This window comes from Methylocystis sp. Uni0008, from assembly GCF_056838045.1.
In genome coordinates this window covers 2,472,945-2,489,557 of record NZ_CM166370.1, presented here as the reverse complement: position 1 = coordinate 2,489,557, position 16,613 = coordinate 2,472,945, and the positions used below count along the sequence as shown (strand labels likewise).

The 16,613-nt window shown below is 66.7% G+C and carries 20 protein-coding genes; 12 read left to right on the top strand and 8 right to left on the bottom strand.

Annotation, left to right across the window (positions count from 1 at the left end; all coding sequences use genetic code 11):
* Positions 1-5 precede the first annotated feature (5 nt).
* Positions 6-566, top strand: a complete 561-nt coding sequence (locus AC0X69_RS12375; RefSeq protein ID WP_482608010.1) for a LemA family protein — start codon at positions 6-8, stop codon at positions 564-566.
* A 141-nt stretch (positions 567-707) separates the two neighbouring features.
* Positions 708-1,826, top strand: a complete 1,119-nt coding sequence (locus tag AC0X69_RS12370) for a M48 family metallopeptidase (RefSeq protein WP_482608008.1) — start codon at positions 708-710, stop codon at positions 1,824-1,826.
* On the opposite strand, the gene AC0X69_RS12365 is transcribed toward AC0X69_RS12370, so the two are convergent.
* The 4 genes from AC0X69_RS12365 to argH form a co-directional block, all read right to left on the bottom strand.
* Positions 1,827-2,726, bottom strand: coding sequence for an alpha/beta hydrolase (locus tag AC0X69_RS12365; RefSeq protein WP_482608006.1), 900 nt, complete (start codon positions 2,724-2,726; stop codon positions 1,827-1,829). It lies immediately after the preceding gene.
* The gene (locus AC0X69_RS12360) at positions 2,723-3,610 is read right to left on the bottom strand and encodes a tetratricopeptide repeat protein (protein ID WP_482608005.1); all 888 of its coding nucleotides are present in this window, start codon (positions 3,608-3,610) and stop codon (positions 2,723-2,725) included. Before AC0X69_RS12360 ends, AC0X69_RS12365 begins: the two co-directional genes overlap by 4 nt.
* A 137-nt stretch (positions 3,611-3,747) precedes the next feature.
* On the bottom strand, positions 3,748-4,359 hold the full coding sequence (locus AC0X69_RS12355; RefSeq protein ID WP_482608004.1) for a thiamine phosphate synthase: 612 nt from the start codon (positions 4,357-4,359) through the stop codon (positions 3,748-3,750).
* Complete coding sequence (gene argH / locus AC0X69_RS12350; protein WP_482608003.1) at positions 4,356-5,741, bottom strand: argininosuccinate lyase; 1,386 nt, start codon at positions 5,739-5,741, stop codon at positions 4,356-4,358. The genes AC0X69_RS12355 and argH overlap by 4 nt, the downstream gene beginning before the upstream one ends.
* Before the next feature lie 24 nt (positions 5,742-5,765).
* Here argH and tlpA point away from each other — a divergent pair, with 24 nt between their 5' ends.
* Together tlpA and AC0X69_RS12340 are read left to right on the top strand one after the other, a co-directional pair.
* Positions 5,766-6,494 carry a thiol:disulfide interchange protein TlpA gene (gene tlpA, locus AC0X69_RS12345; protein ID WP_482608001.1) on the top strand — a complete coding sequence of 243 codons (729 nt, stop codon included), beginning with the start codon at positions 5,766-5,768 and terminating at the stop codon, positions 6,492-6,494.
* Between the two features lie 87 nt (positions 6,495-6,581).
* Entirely contained in the window at positions 6,582-7,016 is a 435-nt protein-coding gene (locus AC0X69_RS12340) for a GlcG/HbpS family heme-binding protein (protein WP_482607999.1), read from the top strand.
* 7 nt (positions 7,017-7,023) lie between these two features.
* Here AC0X69_RS12340 and AC0X69_RS12335 read toward each other — a convergent pair whose 3' ends face one another.
* Positions 7,024-7,548 (bottom strand): hypothetical protein, encoded by a 525-nt coding sequence (locus AC0X69_RS12335; protein WP_482607998.1) that lies wholly within the window; start codon positions 7,546-7,548, stop codon positions 7,024-7,026.
* A gap of 165 nt (positions 7,549-7,713) precedes the next feature.
* On the opposite strand from AC0X69_RS12335, the gene AC0X69_RS12330 reads away from it, so the two are divergent.
* Positions 7,714-8,199, top strand: a complete 486-nt coding sequence (locus tag AC0X69_RS12330) for a peroxiredoxin (RefSeq protein ID WP_482607996.1) — start codon at positions 7,714-7,716, stop codon at positions 8,197-8,199.
* A gap of 73 nt (positions 8,200-8,272) precedes the next feature.
* On the opposite strand, the gene AC0X69_RS12325 is transcribed toward AC0X69_RS12330, so the two are convergent.
* The gene (locus AC0X69_RS12325; protein WP_482607994.1) at positions 8,273-9,478 is read right to left on the bottom strand and encodes a phosphoglycerate kinase; all 1,206 of its coding nucleotides are present in this window, start codon (positions 9,476-9,478) and stop codon (positions 8,273-8,275) included.
* A gap of 74 nt (positions 9,479-9,552) precedes the next feature.
* Entirely contained in the window at positions 9,553-10,560 is a 1,008-nt protein-coding gene (gene gap, locus AC0X69_RS12320; protein WP_482607992.1) for a type I glyceraldehyde-3-phosphate dehydrogenase, read from the bottom strand.
* 224 nt (positions 10,561-10,784) lie between these two features.
* On the opposite strand from gap, the gene AC0X69_RS12315 reads away from it, so the two are divergent.
* Both AC0X69_RS12315 and AC0X69_RS12310 read left to right on the top strand, forming a co-directional pair.
* Complete coding sequence (locus AC0X69_RS12315) at positions 10,785-11,108, top strand: DUF4164 family protein (protein ID WP_482607990.1); 324 nt, start codon at positions 10,785-10,787, stop codon at positions 11,106-11,108.
* A gap of 1 nt (position 11,109) precedes the next feature.
* Positions 11,110-11,493 carry a cell division protein ZapA gene (locus AC0X69_RS12310; RefSeq protein ID WP_482607988.1) on the top strand — a complete coding sequence of 128 codons (384 nt, stop codon included), beginning with the start codon at positions 11,110-11,112 and terminating at the stop codon, positions 11,491-11,493.
* 15 nt (positions 11,494-11,508) lie between these two features.
* Here the strand turns inward: AC0X69_RS12310 and AC0X69_RS12305 are convergent, their stop codons facing one another.
* Complete coding sequence (locus AC0X69_RS12305) at positions 11,509-12,066, bottom strand: hypothetical protein (protein ID WP_482607986.1); 558 nt, start codon at positions 12,064-12,066, stop codon at positions 11,509-11,511.
* A 312-nt stretch (positions 12,067-12,378) separates the two neighbouring features.
* On the opposite strand from AC0X69_RS12305, the gene AC0X69_RS12300 reads away from it, so the two are divergent.
* The 5 genes from AC0X69_RS12300 to AC0X69_RS12280 are packed head-to-tail and all read left to right on the top strand — an operon-like array spanning position 12,379 to position 16,594.
* Positions 12,379-13,437 carry an FAD-dependent oxidoreductase gene (locus AC0X69_RS12300; RefSeq protein ID WP_482607985.1) on the top strand — a complete coding sequence of 353 codons (1,059 nt, stop codon included), beginning with the start codon at positions 12,379-12,381 and terminating at the stop codon, positions 13,435-13,437.
* The gene (gene thiS / locus AC0X69_RS12295; RefSeq protein ID WP_482607983.1) at positions 13,406-13,555 is read left to right on the top strand and encodes a sulfur carrier protein ThiS; all 150 of its coding nucleotides are present in this window, start codon (positions 13,406-13,408) and stop codon (positions 13,553-13,555) included. Before AC0X69_RS12300 ends, thiS begins: the two co-directional genes overlap by 32 nt.
* A 12-nt stretch (positions 13,556-13,567) precedes the next feature.
* Positions 13,568-14,356, top strand: a complete 789-nt coding sequence (locus tag AC0X69_RS12290) for a thiazole synthase (protein ID WP_482607981.1) — start codon at positions 13,568-13,570, stop codon at positions 14,354-14,356.
* Between the two features lie 4 nt (positions 14,357-14,360).
* Positions 14,361-15,731: a thiamine phosphate synthase gene (locus AC0X69_RS12285; RefSeq protein WP_482607979.1), complete on the top strand. Its 1,371-nt coding sequence runs from the start codon at positions 14,361-14,363 to the stop codon at positions 15,729-15,731.
* Positions 15,728-16,594, top strand: a complete 867-nt coding sequence (locus AC0X69_RS12280; protein ID WP_482607977.1) for an SDR family oxidoreductase — start codon at positions 15,728-15,730, stop codon at positions 16,592-16,594. The genes AC0X69_RS12285 and AC0X69_RS12280 overlap by 4 nt, the downstream gene beginning before the upstream one ends.
* Positions 16,595-16,613: the final 19 nt, after the last annotated feature.

Sequence of the window (16,613 nt, the reverse complement as noted above, 5' to 3'; positions counted from 1 at the left end):
GCGCCATGTCTTTGCTGATTTTTCTGGGCCTCGCCGCCGCCGTCGCCTTCTGGCTGGTCGGCGTTTACAACGGCCTCGTCGCGCTGCGCCAGCGCAGCAAGCAGGCCTTTTCCGACGTCAATGTGCAGCTCAAGCAGCGCCACGACCTCGTGCCGAATCTCGTCGAGACGGTGAAAGGCTACGCCGCCCACGAGAAAAGCACGCTCGACGACGTGATCAAAGCCCGCAACGCCGCCGTGGCCGCACACGGTCCAACGCAGCAGGGCGCGGCCGAGGGCGCGCTCACCGGCGCGCTGTCGCGGCTGATCGCGCTGTCCGAAGCCTATCCGGATCTGAAGGCGAACCAGAATTTCCAGCAGCTGCAAAGCGAGCTGTCCGACATCGAAAACAAGATCTCCGCGGCGCGGCGATTCCTCAACAATACGGTCGCCGAATATAACGCCACTCGGGAAGGCTTTCCGGGTTTCCTCATCGCGCAACGCTTCGGCTTCGATCCGCTCGACTATTTCGAGCTTGACGAGTCGGAGCAGCGGGCCGTCGAAGCGCCGCCGAAGGTGCAGTTCTAGGCGGGCGAGTGACGGGGCTGTCGTTCCCGACAGGTCGAAGGCCTGATCGGGAATCCAGATTGGCCGAGCGCAATTAAGTTTCTGGATTCCCGATCGCGCGCGTTTCGCGCGTCGGGAATGACCTGGGTTGGCAGGAACACCATGTTCAAAGCCTACGGCCTTTATTCCCACATCCGCGCCAACGAACTGCGTTCGGGCTTTCTGCTCGCCGGCTTCGTCGTTCTGCTTCTGGCGCTGATGTTCTCCTTCGCGCTGCTGATCGAGGCGATGAGCGCGCGGCCCGGCGCGCCCTTCAATTACATCCTGGCGCTCGCCGTCGACGATTTGAAGCGCGGCTGGCCGATCGGCGTCATCGCGGCGGGCGCCTGGTTCGCGATCGCCTATCTCTTCCACCAGAGGATGATCGACTACGCCACGGGCGCCGCGAATCTGTCGCGGGCGGAATCGCCGCGCATTTACAATCTGCTCGAAAACCTGTGCATCTCGCGGGGCGTGCCGATCCCCGCGCTGCAGATCGTCGAGAGCGACGCGCTCAACGCCTACGCCTCGGGACTGAAGGAAGGACAATACAAGATCGCGGTGACCAGAGGTCTGACGCGATATCTGACCGACGCCGAGCTTGAGGCGGTGCTCGCGCATGAGCTGACTCACATCCGCAACCGCGACGTTCAACTGCTGGTGATCGCGGTGATCTTCGCCGGCATCTTCGCCTTCGTCGCCGATCTGACGATCCGCCGCTGGGACTTTCCTTTCGGCTTCTCGCCGCATCGTCCTGAGCGGGACGACGGCCGGAGAGGCAATGGCGGCGCGGCGCTCGCCATTCTGATCGCGCTCTTCATCATCGCGCTGAGCTGGGGCGCCTCGGTGCTGATCCGCTTCGCGCTGTCGCGCTCGCGCGAATTCTTGGCCGACGCCGGCAGCGTCGAATTGACCAAGAACCCCGACGCGATGATCTCGGCGCTGCGCAAGATCGAGGCGCATGCGACGATCCCCACCATGCCGTCGCGCATGCAATACTTCTTCATTGAGTCGCCGGCGCTTCACCCGGAAACGGGCTGGCTGGCGACCCATCCGAGCGTCGATGCGCGCGTCGCGGCGTTGGTCAAATTCGCCAGAGGCCGCGACGCGCCGGTCGCGTCGCTCGCCGGAGAAGAACCCGCCGCGATCGACGCCCCCCGCGCCGGCGAGGCGTCCTTCCTGCCGAAGGACGGACGCACGCCGCTCTGGCCGCCGCGCGGTCCATGGGGCGCGAGACGCTGATCATCCGGCGGCGCTGGAAGCCGCCTGAGCGACGCGCGCCTTCAGGAATTCGATCGCCTTCATTCGCGACTGGCGCGCCTCGGGAAGAAAACTCATCAGCTGCCACGCGTGAGGGACGCAGGGCCAGGTCTCGAGCCGCGCGTCGACCCCCGCCGCTCGCGCACGCGCCACGAGCCGCGTCGAATCGTCCCTCAGCGCCTCGTCCGCGCCGACGTGAACGAGCATCGGCGGCAGGCCGGAAAGGTCCGCGTAGATCGGCGACGCGAGCGGATTTCTGGCGCTCTGCCGGCCGAGCGCGGCGCGGGCGCCGAGCAGAATGTCCTTGCGCGTAAATAGGGGGTCGCGCTCTTCGTTCTCGCGCGCCGAGGCGCCGGTCGCGGCGAGATCGACCCATGGCGAGGACAGAGCCGCGGCGACCGGCGGCCGCAAGCCTTCGTCGCGTATGCGCAGCATCAGCGACACCGCAAGGCCGCCGCCAGCGGAATCGCCGACGATGACGACGGGCCCCGGCCGCGCCTCTATGAGGCTCCGATAGGCGCGCAGGACGTCCTCCAGCGCTGCGGGAAAGACATGTTCAGGCGCGAGCCGATAGACTGGCGTGAACACGTCAAAGCCCGCGCGGGCGAACTGTCGCGCGGCGTAGCGAAAGAGCCGCGGCGAACCGATGAGAAAGGCGCCTCCGTGAAGATAGAACAGCGTCGCAACGGCTGACGCCCCAGAGCAAGGGAGCCAGTCGCCGGGAATCTGCGGCGCGAAGGGCGCGCGGCGTTCGGGAGAGATCGCTTCGACGAGCGACTGGAGGCGGCGCAGCGGCGCCGTCAGCGACAAGACTCGCGGCTTGACGAAGCGGCGAAGGAATGCGGCTGTCCGCCGCGTCGCGGCGCTCGCGCCGCCGGTCATTTGCCCGCAGCTGGCTTCGGCGACTCGGATGCGCCCAGATAGTCGAGCGAAGGATCGTTCAGCCCGGCTTCGCGCGACTTGTCGCGCCACTCCCGCGCCTCGGTGGGATTGGCGTCGACCCCGAGCCCTTGGGCGAGAATATGCGCAAGACGGTTCTGCGCCACGGCGTTGCCCTTCGCCGCCGCCTTGCGAAACCATCGCACGGCGGCGGCCGGGTCGCGCGTCACCCCGACGCCATTGAATTGGAGAACGGCGAATTCGACCATCGCCGGCGCAAAGTCGAGTTCAGCCGCGCGCCTGAACCACTCGGCGGCTTCGCGCTCGTCCTTGGGAACGCCTCGGCCAGTCTTGAAGAGCACGCCAAGCGCGTAGAGCGAGTCCGCGTCGCCCTTCGCCCCCGCGCGGCGGAAATAGTCCGCCGCTTTGCCGAAGTCCGATGGCGCGCCCTCGTTTTCTAGCGCAAGCTCGCCGAGGAGATGAAGAGCGGCGGGATGATCCTGCGCCGCCGCCTTTTCGAGATAGGCGCGGGCGGTTGCGCGGTTCTTCGGGGCGCCCGCCCCGTTGAGCGCCGCGGCGCCGTAGAGATAGGCCGCTTCCGTGTCGCCGGCGTCCGCGCCCCTCTTGAACCACTCCATCGCGGCGGAGAGATCGCGCCCCACGCCTGCGCCTTCGAGATAAAGCTGGCCGACCAGGGTCAGCGCCGCCGCGTCCTTGGGATTGGCGGCGATGCGCTTCTTCGCCTCCTTCATCGCGGCGGAATAGTCGCCGCGCTGATAGGCGCCAAAGGCGAGATCGGGCGCCGGCGCATTGGCGGCGAGCGCGGCAGGCCCCAGAATGGCGATGATGGCGAGCGTCGCGAGGAAGCGTTCAGTCTTCGCCCTCATCCTGAGGCGCGAGCGAAGCGAGCCTCGAAGGACGAGGGCGAATTGAGCAAAAATAATGAGCGGCTTCCTCGTCCTTCGAGACGACCCCTTCGGGGTCTCCTCAGGATGAGGAAGCCTTTCACTCGATCGCCCGCCGATCATTCCTGCCCTCCCCTAAGGCGCTTCTGCGCATCCGCCACGGCCGCAGCCGGTCCGCGCGCATCGCTCCAGACCGCATCGTCGAGCAGAACGAAGTCCGCGCCGGCTTCGGCGAGGGGCGCCACATCGTCGAGCGTCGCGGCGCGGGCGACGCAGGGCGTGTTGAAAAGCTCGGCCCACCAGGCGACGCGCTCAACGAGCGCTTCGCGGTCAAGATCCGAAAACATCACATAGTCCGCGTTCAGCTCGCCAGCGCGCATGGCGTCGTCACGCGTGTCGAGATCGCCGGCGCCGACGATATAGCGCGGCGACATTTTCTTGACGGCGTCGGCGAGCGCTTCGCCGGCGCCGGCGACATGCGCCCCGTCCGCGCCGGCGCGCAGCGCGACATTGGGCGCTGCGGCGACGAGCACGGCGACGTTCTTCGCTTGCGCGGCTGGCGCCAGTGCGCGCACGATCGCTTCTTGGCCGCGTTCGTCGCCATCCGCGAAACGAATGAGCAGGCTCGCGACGTCGCCGGCCGCGAGCGCCTCGTCGAGCGCAGGCGTAAAGGCCGCCGCGTCGGCAAGCGGCGGGGTCGCGAGGTAGAGTCGCGCAGAAATGTCGTTCATTTGTCCTTCAACCTGTCGAGCCAGGCTTGCGCGGCGGCGCGCACATTATCAGGCGCCGCGCCGCCGAAGCTCCTGCGGCTCTGCACCGACTTCTCCACCCCCAGCACCTCGAACACCTCGGCGCTGATGCGCGGCTCGACGCTCTGCATCTCTTCGAGCGTCAGATCCTCGAGGCCAGCGCCGCGCGCTTCGGCGAGCGCGACGATGCGTCCGGTGACGTGGTGCGCCTCGCGAAACGGCAGCGACAGCGCGCGCACCAGCCAGTCGGCGAGATCGGTCGCGGTGGCGTAGCCCGCGCCGGCGGCCGCCTTCATCCGCGCGCGATCGACGCGCATGTCGCGGACCATGCCGGCGACGGCGGCGATGCAGATCGACAGCGTGTCGAGCGCGTCGAAGGCGCCTTCCTTGTCTTCCTGCATGTCCTTCGAATAGGCGAGCGGTAGTCCCTTCATGACGACGAGCAGCGCGACGAGCGCGCCGATGACGCGGCCCGATTTGCCGCGCGCGAGTTCGGCGGCGTCGGGATTGCGCTTCTGCGGCATGATCGACGAGCCGGTGGTGAATTTGTCGGAGAGCGCGATGAAGCCGAATTGCGGCGTGGTCCAAAGCACGATCTCTTCGGCGAAGCGCGACAGATGCGTCGCGCAGATCGCCGCCGCGCTCAGCGTCTCCAGGACGAAGTCGCGGTCCGAGACGCTGTCGAGCGAATTCGCGGTCGGCCGGTCGAAGCCGAGCGCTTGCGCCGTCTTCGTGCGATCGATCGGAAAGCTCGTTCCGGCGAGCGCCGCGGCGCCGAGCGGACATTCGTTGAGGCGCGCGCGCGCGTCGCGCAGCCGCCCGCGGTCGCGCGCGATCATTTCGACATAGGCGAGGAGATGATGGCCGAGAGTCACCGGCTGCGCCGACTGCAGATGCGTGAAGCCCGGCATGACGCTCGCGGCCTCCTCCAGCGCGCGCGTCGCAAGCGCCAGCTGCAGATCGGCGAGTTCGAGGTCGAGCGCGTCAATCTGATCGCGGATGTAGAGGCGGAAATCAGTGGCGACCTGGTCGTTACGGGAGCGCGCCGTGTGCAAACGTCCGGCCGTCGGACCGATGAGTTCGGCAAGCCGCGACTCGACGTTCATGTGAATGTCTTCGAGCGTGCGGGAAAATTCGAAGCGCTCGCTCTCGATTTCCGCTTTGACCCGCTCCAGTCCATCGGCGATCTTCGCCGCGTCGTCGCGCGAAACGATTCCCGTTTCGCCCAGCATCGCGACATGCGCCAGCGAGCCGCGGACGTCCTGCAGTCCGAGGCGCTTGTCGAAGTCGATCGAGACGTTGATCGCCTCCAGAACCGCATCGGTTGCGCTTTGGAAGCGTCCGCCCCATATCTTGCTCGTCATTTTTAGCCCCGGAGCCTGCGCCTCATGCCGAAACCGCCGCCGCCGAAGCGATCGTTCCTGTTTGTCGCGAAGGCGGCCTTGATAACCATGGCGGCGGGCGTGGCGCTTCTATACGTGATCGGCAGCATGGGCGGCAAGAAACCGCCTGCAAGCGCCATCAAGGAAGGCGCCCCCGCCGGAACGGCCGATCAGAGCGCCGCTCCGGCGCCCGACGTCAGCGCCGCCTGCGCGACATCGGCCAGGATCGCCGCCAATGTGAAAGATCTTGCGAAGGGCGAAGTCGCGGCGATGACCATCGCCACAAAGCCGCAGCCGCTGACCGATTACGCCTTCGAGGGGCCCGACGGCGCGCCGGTTTCAATCGGCTCGTTCAAAGGCAAGACGGCGCTCCTCAACATATGGGCCACCTGGTGCGTGCCCTGCCGGGCGGAGATGCCCGCGCTCGACCGGCTGCAGGAAGCCTTCGCAGGGCAGAACTTCCAAGTGGTCGCGGTGAACGTCGACACGTCGCGTCTCGAACGGCCGAAGGCGTTTCTCGCAGAAACCGGCGTCAAGTCGCTGACCTATTACGGCGACCCAAAGGCCAATATCTTCTTCGAAATGAAGCAGGCGGGAAAAGCGCTGGGCCTGCCCACCACGCTGCTGATTGGCCCTGACGGCTGCCAGATCGGGCTGATGAACGGCCCCGCCGCCTGGGACAGTTCCGAGGCCAAGGCGCTGATCTCGCGCGCGCTCGAGTCGGCTTCGAATTAATCGTCACGTCGGCATCCCCGCGGCGGGCTAGCGCTCTAGCTTCGTGCGGAGGCCGACACGGCTGTTTTCAAAAAGGGAGATCGGCGAATGCATGTTTCGATTGACCAGGCGGACAAAGCGATCGCCGCCGCGCGCCGGAAGGCGATCGAGCTAAAAACCCAGATGTGCATCGCCGTCGTCGACTCCGGCGGCGTTCTCAAAGCCTTCGAGCGGATGGACGACGCCTGGGTCGGCAGCATCGACATCGCGATGAAAAAGGCCAAGACCGCCGTCTTCTTCGGCATGCCGACCGGACAGATCGGCAAGCTCTCGCAGCCGGGCGGCCCGCTCTACGGCATCGAGCATTCGAACGACGGGCTCATTACTTTCCCCGGCGGACTTCCAATCGTCGACGCCGACGGCGTGATGATCGGCGCCATCGGCGTCAGCGGCTCCTCCGTCGAAAATGATCATGCGGTCGCGCAGGCGGGCGTCAAGACGCTCGGAGTCTGCGACCTGCCCGAGCATCCCTGGCGCACCTGACCAGTGCCTATTGGCGACGCGGCTTCTTCTGCTTCTTCCGCGTCGAGCGGGGCTCCGTGGCCCTGCTGGGCGTCGCGCGCTGATCGGACCGCGGCGTCGCGACGGGCGCGGCCGGCGGCGCGGGCGGGGCGGCTTCCTGCGGCGGCGGCGGCGCGGCGTCTGATTGGGGCGGCGGCGCCGTTGCTTCAGGTTCTGACGGCGGCGCGCTCGGCGCGCCGCTCTCTTCAACCGGCTGTGTTTCCGGCGTCGCAGGCGGCGGCGAACGCGAGGCGGCGAGCCACCATGACGCGGCCGCCAGCGTCAGGATCGCGAGCGCGACCAGGAATGCGATGCCCCCGCCCCCGCCGTTTCCACCGGCGCGCCGGGGCGGCGGCGGATCGGCTGCGGGCCGCGGCGGCGGCGTCTGCACGCTCTTCTTCGTGAGGAGAGGCGGCCGTCGCCCGGGCGAATCCGGGTTAACGCCGCGATACTGGCTCCATACCCACGCGGCCGGCGGCGAGTCGCCGCTTCCATCATTTCGAGAATCCGACATTGGCCCCTCCTCTAAAGACGATTGTCTGCGCCAGCCGCTCGCGTCATGTTGACTCGCGGTCGCGAGCCCCACAAGTGCGGTTGCAAACACGTCGGTCATCGCGACGCCGCGGCGAAAAGCGCGCTATCTAGACTGAGCCTTACCTTCACTAAGAGCGAGATTGGCATGACCATTAAAGCTGGAGACCGACTTCCCGACGTAAAGCTGACCGTCATGGGCAAGAATGGGCCCGAGTCGGTTAACACAAAGGACTATTTCGCCGGACGCCGGGTGGCGCTCTTCAGCGTTCCCGGAGCTTATACGCCGACCTGCCATAAGAAACATCTGCCGGGCTTCATCGCCAAGGCGGATGAAATCAAATCGAAGGGCGTGGACGCGGTGGCGGTGACGGCGGTCAACGACATCTTCGCGCTGAACGCATGGCTCAAGGAGTCTGGCGGCGGCGGCATGATCGACGCGCTCGCGGACGGCTCGGCGACCTTCGCCAAGGCCCTCGGACTCGAACTCGATCTCACCGAGCCCGGACTGGGCGTTCGCGGCAAGCGCTACTCGGCGCTGATCGACGACGGCGTCGTCAAGTGGATCAATGTCGAGGACAATTCAGGCGAGGCGACGGTGTCCACGGCGGAAGCCACGCTCGCCCGTCTCTAGCTCGCCCTGAGACGCGGACGTTCGCACACATATTGGCGCGTCCGCGTCGCGGCCTCTCTTCGCGGTGACCGGCTCAGCGTTGCGCAGATTGCGTGAGCGCCGCGACGCCAGGCAGCGTCTTGCCCTCGAGCCATTCAAGGAAAGCGCCGCCGGCCGTCGACACATAGGAAAATTCCTGCGCGGCATGCGCCTGATTGAGCGCCGCGACCGTGTCGCCGCCGCCGGCGATCGAGAGCAGCTTGCCTTCAACGGTGAGCCGCGCCGCCGTCTGCGCAACGGCGTTCGTGCCCTCGTCGAAGGGCGGCAGTTCGAACGCGCCGAACGGACCGTTCCAGACGAGCGTCTTGCACTTGGCGAGCAGCGACTCGACATGGCCGATCGACTTCGGTCCGACGTCGAGGATCATGTCGTTTTCGCCGACGTGATCGACCGAGACGATGTGCGAGGGCGCGTGCGCCTCAAACTTCTGCGCCACCGTCGCGTCGATCGGCAGAACGATCTTGCAGCCCACCTTCTCAGCCTTGGCGAGTATGTCGCGCGCGGCGTGCGCGAGATCATGTTCGCACAGCGATTTGCCGACGGCCTTGCCTTGCGCGGCGAGGAAGGTGTTCGCCATGCCGCCGCCAATGACGAGGTAATCGACTTTCTCGACGAGATTGCCCAGGAGTTCGAGCTTCGTCGAGACTTTCGCGCCGCCAACGATCGCCATTACAGGCCGCTGCGGGCTGGCGAGCGCCGATTGCAGCGCTTCGAGCTCCGCCTGCATGGCGCGCCCGGCGAAGGCCGGCAGTTTGTGCGTTATGCCTTCCGTGGAGGCGTGGGCGCGATGCGCGGCCGAGAAGGCGTCGCTGACGAAGATGTCGCCATTCTTCGCGAGCGCCTCGGCGAAGTCCGCTGCGTTCTTTTCTTCGCCTTTGTGAAAGCGTGTGTTTTCGAGCAGCGCGACATCGCCGTCCTTGAGCGCGCCGACGACGCGCGCGGCGTCCTCTCCAACGCAATCTTCAGCGAAGGCGATCTTGCGTTTGAGATAATGCTCAAGGGTGGGGACGACGTGGCGCAGCGAGTCCTCGTCGACGCGCTGTCCCTTCGGCCGCCCGAAATGCGAAAGCAGAACGATCCTGCCGCCCTTTTCCGCGACCTCGTTGATCGTCGGCAGCGCGCGCTCGATGCGCGTCGCGTCGGTGACGCGACCCTCCTCCATCGGCACGTTGAGATCGACGCGCAGCAAGACGCGCTTACCCCTGACGTCGGCGTCGTCGAGTGTGCGGAAGGCGCTCATATCGGACGTTCCCAATCGCGGCTTGAAAAAGAGACGCGGACCATGAGGCCCGCGTCGAAATGTTTGCGGTGAGCTTAGAGGAGCTTCCCGATCACGCTCGCCACATCGGTCATGCGGCCGGAGAATCCCCACTCATTGTCGTACCAGGACAGGATCGACACGAGATTGCCGTCAAGGACCTTGGTCTGGTCGAGATGGAAGCAGGAAGAGAGCGGGTTGTGGTTGAAGTCGATCGAAACGAGCTTCTCGTTCGTATAGCCGAGCACGCCCTTGAGCGGACCGTCGGCGGCCGCCTTGATCGCGGCGTGCACCTCGTCCTTCGTCGTCGGGCGTTTGGCCACGAATTTCAGGTCGACGGCGGAGACATTGGGGGTCGGCACGCGGATGGCGTAGCCGTCGAGCTTGCCGTTGAGTTCCGGCAGCACGAGTCCGACGGCTTTCGCCGCGCCCGTCGACGTCGGGATCATCGACAGCGCCGCGGCGCGGGCGCGATATAGATCCTTGTGCATCGTGTCGAGCGTCGGCTGATCGCCCGTATAGGAGTGGATCGTCGTCATGATCCCCTTCTCGATGCCGATCGCTTCATGCAGCACCTTGGCGACCGGCGCGAGGCAGTTCGTCGTGCAGGACGCGTTGGAGATGACGAGATGGTCCTTCGTGATCTTGTCGTGATTGACGCCGTAGACGACCGTAATGTCGGCGCCGTCCGCGGGCGCCGAGACGAGCACGCGCTTCGCGCCCGCGTCGAGCAGCAGCTTCGCCTTGTCGCGCGCCGTGAAAAGGCCGGTGCATTCCAGCGCAACGTCGATGTTGAGGTCCTTGTAAGGAAGCTCCGCCGGATTCTTGATGGCGGTCACTTTGATCGAGCCGCGGCCGACGTCGATCGTGTCGCCGGCGACTTTCACCTCATGCGGGAAGCGGCCGTGCACGGAATCATAGCGAAGAAGATGCGCATTGGTCTCGACAGGGCCCAGATCGTTGATGGCGACGACTTCGAGGTCCGTGCGTCCGGTCTCGATGATATAGCGCAGGATGTTCCGGCCGATGCGCCCGAACCCATTGATCGCCACTCTCACGCTCATTTGGAAAATCTCCTTGCGGCGCCGGAATTATACGGCCCTCGCCCGTCGAGCCTGCGGCTCTAGCTGCGAGCGTGTGATAGCACCTCGCGTCCCCCTGTCAACGCGCGCCGCCGCGCCATTTGGCGCGGTTTGGATTTGCGCGATTCATGCTAGGAACAGGCTGGCAAGCGAATCGCCCGGCGCGTTCGCCGCGCCCGAAAGCCATGCAACTCCCGCGACCGGCGATGAACCATTCAGATAAGCGCGACGACGAAAACGCCAAGAGGCTGGAGGCCTCGGTAGCCGAGCTGCAGACGGCGCTCGCGCAGCTGGAGCGAACCGTCGCCGCAAAGCTCGAAGACGAAGTCTCCAGCGCCGAGCTCGAAGAAGAACTCGCCATCATGCAGGACGACCGATCGCGACTCGCGCTCGATCTGGATGCAGCGCTCACGCGGCAGAACGCTCTGGAAAAGAGCCGCGACGAGGTGCTGCGTCGCCTCGAAACGGCGAGCGAAGGCGTCGCCGCCGCCCTCGGCGCGGTGGGCGTCGCCCCTACTCAAGAGGACTGACATGGCCGCCGTCGCCGTCTCCATCGCCGGCCGCACCTACCGCATGTCTTGCGACGACGGCGAGGAGCAGCGCATCGAAGAGCTCGCGCAGTTCGTCGAAAGCAAGATTCAGTCGATGCGCGAGAGCTTCGGCGAGATCGGCGAGCAGCGCATCATCGTCATGGCGGCGCTCATCATCGCCGACGAAGCGAAGGAGGCCCGCGCAAAAGCGATAGCGAAGGACGCCGAGATCGCTGCGCTGCGCGCCGAACTCGAAGCCGCACGCAAGGCGAACGACTCGCTGTCGGCGCGCGCGGCCCAGGCGCTCGCGGACGCCACGCGCCGGATCGTGAAGCTCAACGGCGAGCTGTCCCAGCCCGCCGCGTCGCCGGACGGGATTTTCTAGACCGTCAACGCGGTCTTACTTCGTCTCGCCCCAGTCCTCGATGCTCGGATCGCGCTTGGCCTTTTCGAGATTGTCCGCCTGTTCCGACAGTTGGTAGTTGCGGTTTTGAGCCGCCATCGCCTCGGCGCCGTCCTTCAGGATCGCGATCTTCATCTGCTCGGTGGCGAGGCGATTGAGTTCATTGATCCATTGATTGAGGTTGAGCATCAACTTGCGTTTGCGCTCGCGCTGAATCTCGTGCGACGAATCATTGTTCTCCGATAGCGCCAGCTCTTCCTGCGTCTCCGCGATCATCGCATCGAACTTCTTGACGTTTTCCTCGGACCCGGCCGTTTCCGCCTCGGCGCGCGCCTTTTTGAGATTGTCGAGGCCGTTCTGCAGCCATTTCGTCTGAATTTTGAGGAGCGAGTCGCGCGGCGCGCCGCTGATGCTCAACGAATTCGGAATGGGAAAATATTGGCCGAGCGGCGCGGCCTCGGCTGACGCCGTCCAGCCTGCGCAGGCGAGCGCGGCGGCGAAAACGGAGCCGATGAGTGACGTGCGGCGGCTCGCCGTACGGCGAATGAAGGCCATGATTTCTCTCCCTGAAAACCGCGCTTTTCGCGCGCTGTTCTGATGGCAAACTGAGCCATCGCTTGATGTCTGGCAAGTCCCGGCGCTCCCTTGCGCGCGGAAACCCCTGCGCCGCGCTTGACTGGCGCCGTTCTTTCGCGCGAGCCTAGGCGCGCCGGGGGAGCCCCGCCCGACGTCGCGCCGCCATGCGCCGCCAAGGGGCTGAGAGGCCGCAAAAAGCGCCGCGAGGCGCGGGCGGCGACCCTTCGAACCTGATCCAGTTGAGACTGGCGGAGGGATGGTGTCAGCGGATATCAAAGAAAGGCGCCGTTCGTGCTGGCGCGCGTAATCGGCGCCGGCGTCGCCGGGCTTTGCGCCGCCTACGCCCTCGCGCGAAAGGGGGTCGACGTCGAGATCATCGAGCGCGAACCAGCCGCCGGCCTCGGCTGCTCGCGCTTCGCCGGCGGCATGATCGCGCCCTGGTGCGAATTGGAGAGCGCCGAGCCGCTGGTCGCGACTCTCGGCGAAGAGGCGCTCGATTTCTGGTCACGCGAGCTCAGCGTCGCCACGGTCGCCGGCAGCCTCGTCGTCGCGCCCGCCCGCGAGCGCGCCGAACTCGCCGACTTCGCGCGGCGCGCGCGCCATTTCGAGGCGCTGGATGGCAACGCAATCGCGGCGCTTGAGCCGGATCTGGCGGGGCGCTTCGACGCGGCGCTGTTTTTCCCGCAAGAAGCGCATCTCGATCCACGCGCTGCGCTTGCCGCGCTGACGCAGCGTCTCGCGAAGGCGCCGAATGTGACGCTGCATTTTCAGCCGGACGCCGCGGCGCTGTCGACGATCCCCGACTGGACCATCGACTGCCGCGGCTTCGCGGCGCGCGACGCGCTACCGGGCTTGCGCGGCGTGAAGGGCGAAATGCTGATCCTGCGCAGCGAGGAGATTTCCCTGGCGCGCCCGGTGCGCATGCTGCATCCGCGACGACCGGTTTATGTCGTGCCTCGCGGCGACGGGCTGTTCATGATCGGCGCGACGATGATCGAGAATGAGGAGCGCGCGCGGGTCACAGCGCGCTCGGTCGTCGAACTCGTCAATTCGGCCTTCGCGATCCACCCGGCTTTCGCGGAAGCCGAGATCGTAGAGATGGGCTCGGACCTGCGACCCGCCTTCGCGGACAATCTGCCGCGCCTTTTGAAGCGCGGTCGCACACTCTATATCAATGGCTTCTACCGCCACGGGTTCCTGCTTGCGCCGGCGCTGGCGCGCCGCGCGGCGGAGGTCGTCGTGAGCGACGCATATTTCCCAGAGGTGATGGATGATGATTCAAATCAACGGCCGCCCGCAGGATGTCCGCGCGACGACGTTGCAAACGCTGCTGCTCGAACTGGGATATGACGAAAAGACGGTCGGCACCGCTCTGAACCAGGAGTTCGTGCGCGCCAAGGACCGCGCCGAGACGCCGATTCGCGAGGGCGACGCCGTCGAGATCGTGACGCCGAGGCAGGGCGGGTGAGCGAGTTGGCGAATGAATGATCCGGTGACGCTTTACGGGGTCGCGATGTCCTCGCGGCTGCTGCTCGGCACGGCGCGCTATCCATCGCCGGCGATTCTCGCCGAAGCCATCCGGGCGTCGGGCTGCGAGATCGTCACCGTATCGCTGCGCCGCGAAGCCGGCGGCGCGCGCGCGGGCGAGACCTTCTGGAGCCTCATCCGCGACATTGGCGTCCGCGTGCTGCCGAACACCGCCGGCTGCCGCACGGCGAAGGAAGCGATCGCCACCGCGCAGATGGCGCGCGAAGTCTTCGCGACCGACTGGATCAAGCTCGAAGTGATCGGCGAGGAGGACACGCTGCAGCCCGACGTTTTCGGGCTCGTCGAAGCGGCGCGCGCGCTCGCGGACGACGGTTTCAAAGTCTTTCCCTATACGACGGACGATCTCGTGGTGGCGGAGAAGCTGCTCGACGCCGGCTGCCGCGTGCTGATGCCCTGGGCCGCGCCGATCGGCTCCGGGCGCGGCGTCAACGACGCCTTCGCCTTGAGGGCGCTGCGCGCGCATTTTCCCGATACGCCGCTCATCGTCGACGCCGGCCTCGGGGCGCCGTCTCACGCGGCGCTGGTCATGGAGATGGGCTACGACGCGGTGCTGCTCAACACCGCGGTTTCGCGCGCCGGCGACCCGGTGCTGATGGCGCGCGCCTTCGCTCTCGCGATCGAAGCTGGCCGCGCGGGATTCCGCGCCCAGCCGATGACGCCGCGCGACATGGCGGAGCCGTCGACGCCCGTCATCGGCCGCCCTTTCGACAGGCTGGCCTGAGCCGATGGCGGCGCTGAAGCTCGATCCGTTCTATCTCATTGTCGACGACGCTGACTGGCTGTCCCGCCTGCTGCCGCAGGGCGTCAAACTCGTGCAGCTGCGCGTCAAGGATCGCCCCGAATCCGAGGTGCGCACTCAGATCGCGACGGCGCGGAATATCTGCGCGCGATATGGCGCGCAGCTCGTCGTCAACGATTATTGGCGGCTGGCGATAGAGGAGCGCTGCGACTTCGTCCACCTCGGCCAGGGCGATCTCGACTCGGCGGATATCCCGGCGCTGCGCCGCGCCGGCGTCAGGATCGGCGTTTCGACGCACGACCAGGCCGAACTCGACCGAGCGCTCTCTCTTGCGGCCGACTATGTCGCGCTCGGGCCGATCTATCCCACGCTGCTGAAACAGATGGCCTTTGAGCCGCAGGGGCTCGCCCGGATCGGCGACTGGAAGGCGCAGATCGGCGAGACGCCGCTTGTCGCGATCGGCGGGCTGACGCCCGAGCGCGCGATCGCTGCGCTCGCCGCGGGGGCCGACAGCGCCTGCGTCGTCACCGACATTCTGCGCAGCTCGGAGCCTGAGGCGCGCACGCGGGCATGGCTTTCCGCGACGCAGCCCTGGCGCGACGGCGAGGGTTTCTTCGAGCCGGACTACGCCGGGGCGAGGGTCTGCCCCTCGCCCAACTACGGCGAACGCCTGCGGCCGATCTCGTCTCTCGTGCTGCATTACACGGGCATGCCGACATCGGAATCGGCGCTCGCCCTGCTCTGCAATCCGCGCTCGGAGGTTTCGGCGCATTATTTCGTCGAGGAGGACGGACGCGTGCTGCAGCTCGTGCCGGAGGCGCGCCGCGCCTGGCATGCCGGAAAAAGCTTCTGGGCGGGCGAAACCGACATGAACTCCGTCTCGATCGGCGTCGAGATCGTTCATCCAGGCCACGACGACCCGCGGCCCTATCCGGCGGCTCAGATCGAGGCGACGGCGACGCTCGCCCGGGACATCTGCCGGCGCCACGCCATACCGCCGGAACTCGTGCTGGCGCATTCCGACATCGCGCCCGGCCGCAAGCGCGATCCCGGCGAGTTCTTCCCCTGGGAGGAACTCGCCCGGCGGGGCGTCGGGCGAGTGGCGGAGGAAAACCCCGCCGCAGGAGCGACGACGGTCGCGCTCGGCGACGGGGGCGCCAAGGTCGCCTCCCTCCAGCGCGATCTTGCGGCCTACGGCTATGGCGTCGAACAAACCGGCGTTTACGACGCGCAGACGGTCCTGGCGGTCGAGGCCTTTCAGCGCCACTTCCGGCGCGCCAGGGTCGACGGCCGCGCGGATGGCGAGACGCGCGTCGCGCTTGCCCGTCTCGTCGCGGCGTTAGGGGAACGCGTATGAGGGCCGTCGTCGTCACGGGCGCTTCGACCGGAATCGGCGCGGCCTGCGTCAACCTGCTGGTGGACAAAGGCTTTCTGGTTTTCCCCTCGGTCCGCAAGGAGTCCGACGCCGCCGAGCTTGTCGCGCGCTACGGCGCCGCGGTCGCGCCGCTCCTCTTCGACGTGACCGACGGCGAGGCCATCCTGGGCGCGGCGCGGGAGGTCGAGGCGCGTCTCGACGGCGAAACGCTCGCGGGCCTCGTCAACAACGCCGGCGTCGCCGTCCCCGGCCCGCTGCTGCATCTGCCGATCGACGACTTCCGGCGGCAGCTCGAGATCAATCTCATCGGCCAGCTTCGGGTCATTCAGGCCTTTGCGCCGCTGCTCGGCGCGGGCGAAAAGCGGCGGGGCGCGCCCGGCCGGATCGTCAACATGAGTTCGGTGGCCGGGCGCTTCGCGGCGCCGTTCCTTGGCGCCTATAACGCCTCGAAATTTGGGCTGGAGGGCATGTCGGACGCGCTGCGCCGCGAGCTGATGGTCTATGGCGTCGACGTCGTCCTGATCGAACCGGGAATGATCGCAACGCCGATCTGGGACAAGGCCAAGGAGAGCGATCTCGGCATGTTCAAGGGCACGGTCTATGCCGATCCGGGCCGGAGAATGCTGAAATGGCTTGTCGAAGAGGGCCGCCAGGCGCCCGGACCCGAGGTGGTCGCAAGCGCCGTGCTGCAGGCGCTGACCGCGCCGCGGCCGCCCATCCGCATTCCCGTCGTCAGAAATCGCTTCACCGATTACACCTTGCGCAGCCTGTTGCCGGCGCGGCTCATCGACTGGCTGACCGGGCGCCGCCTCCGACTGCTGCCGAAACAGCCGCCCGCGTCATAGAATGTTGATTTCAATCAAA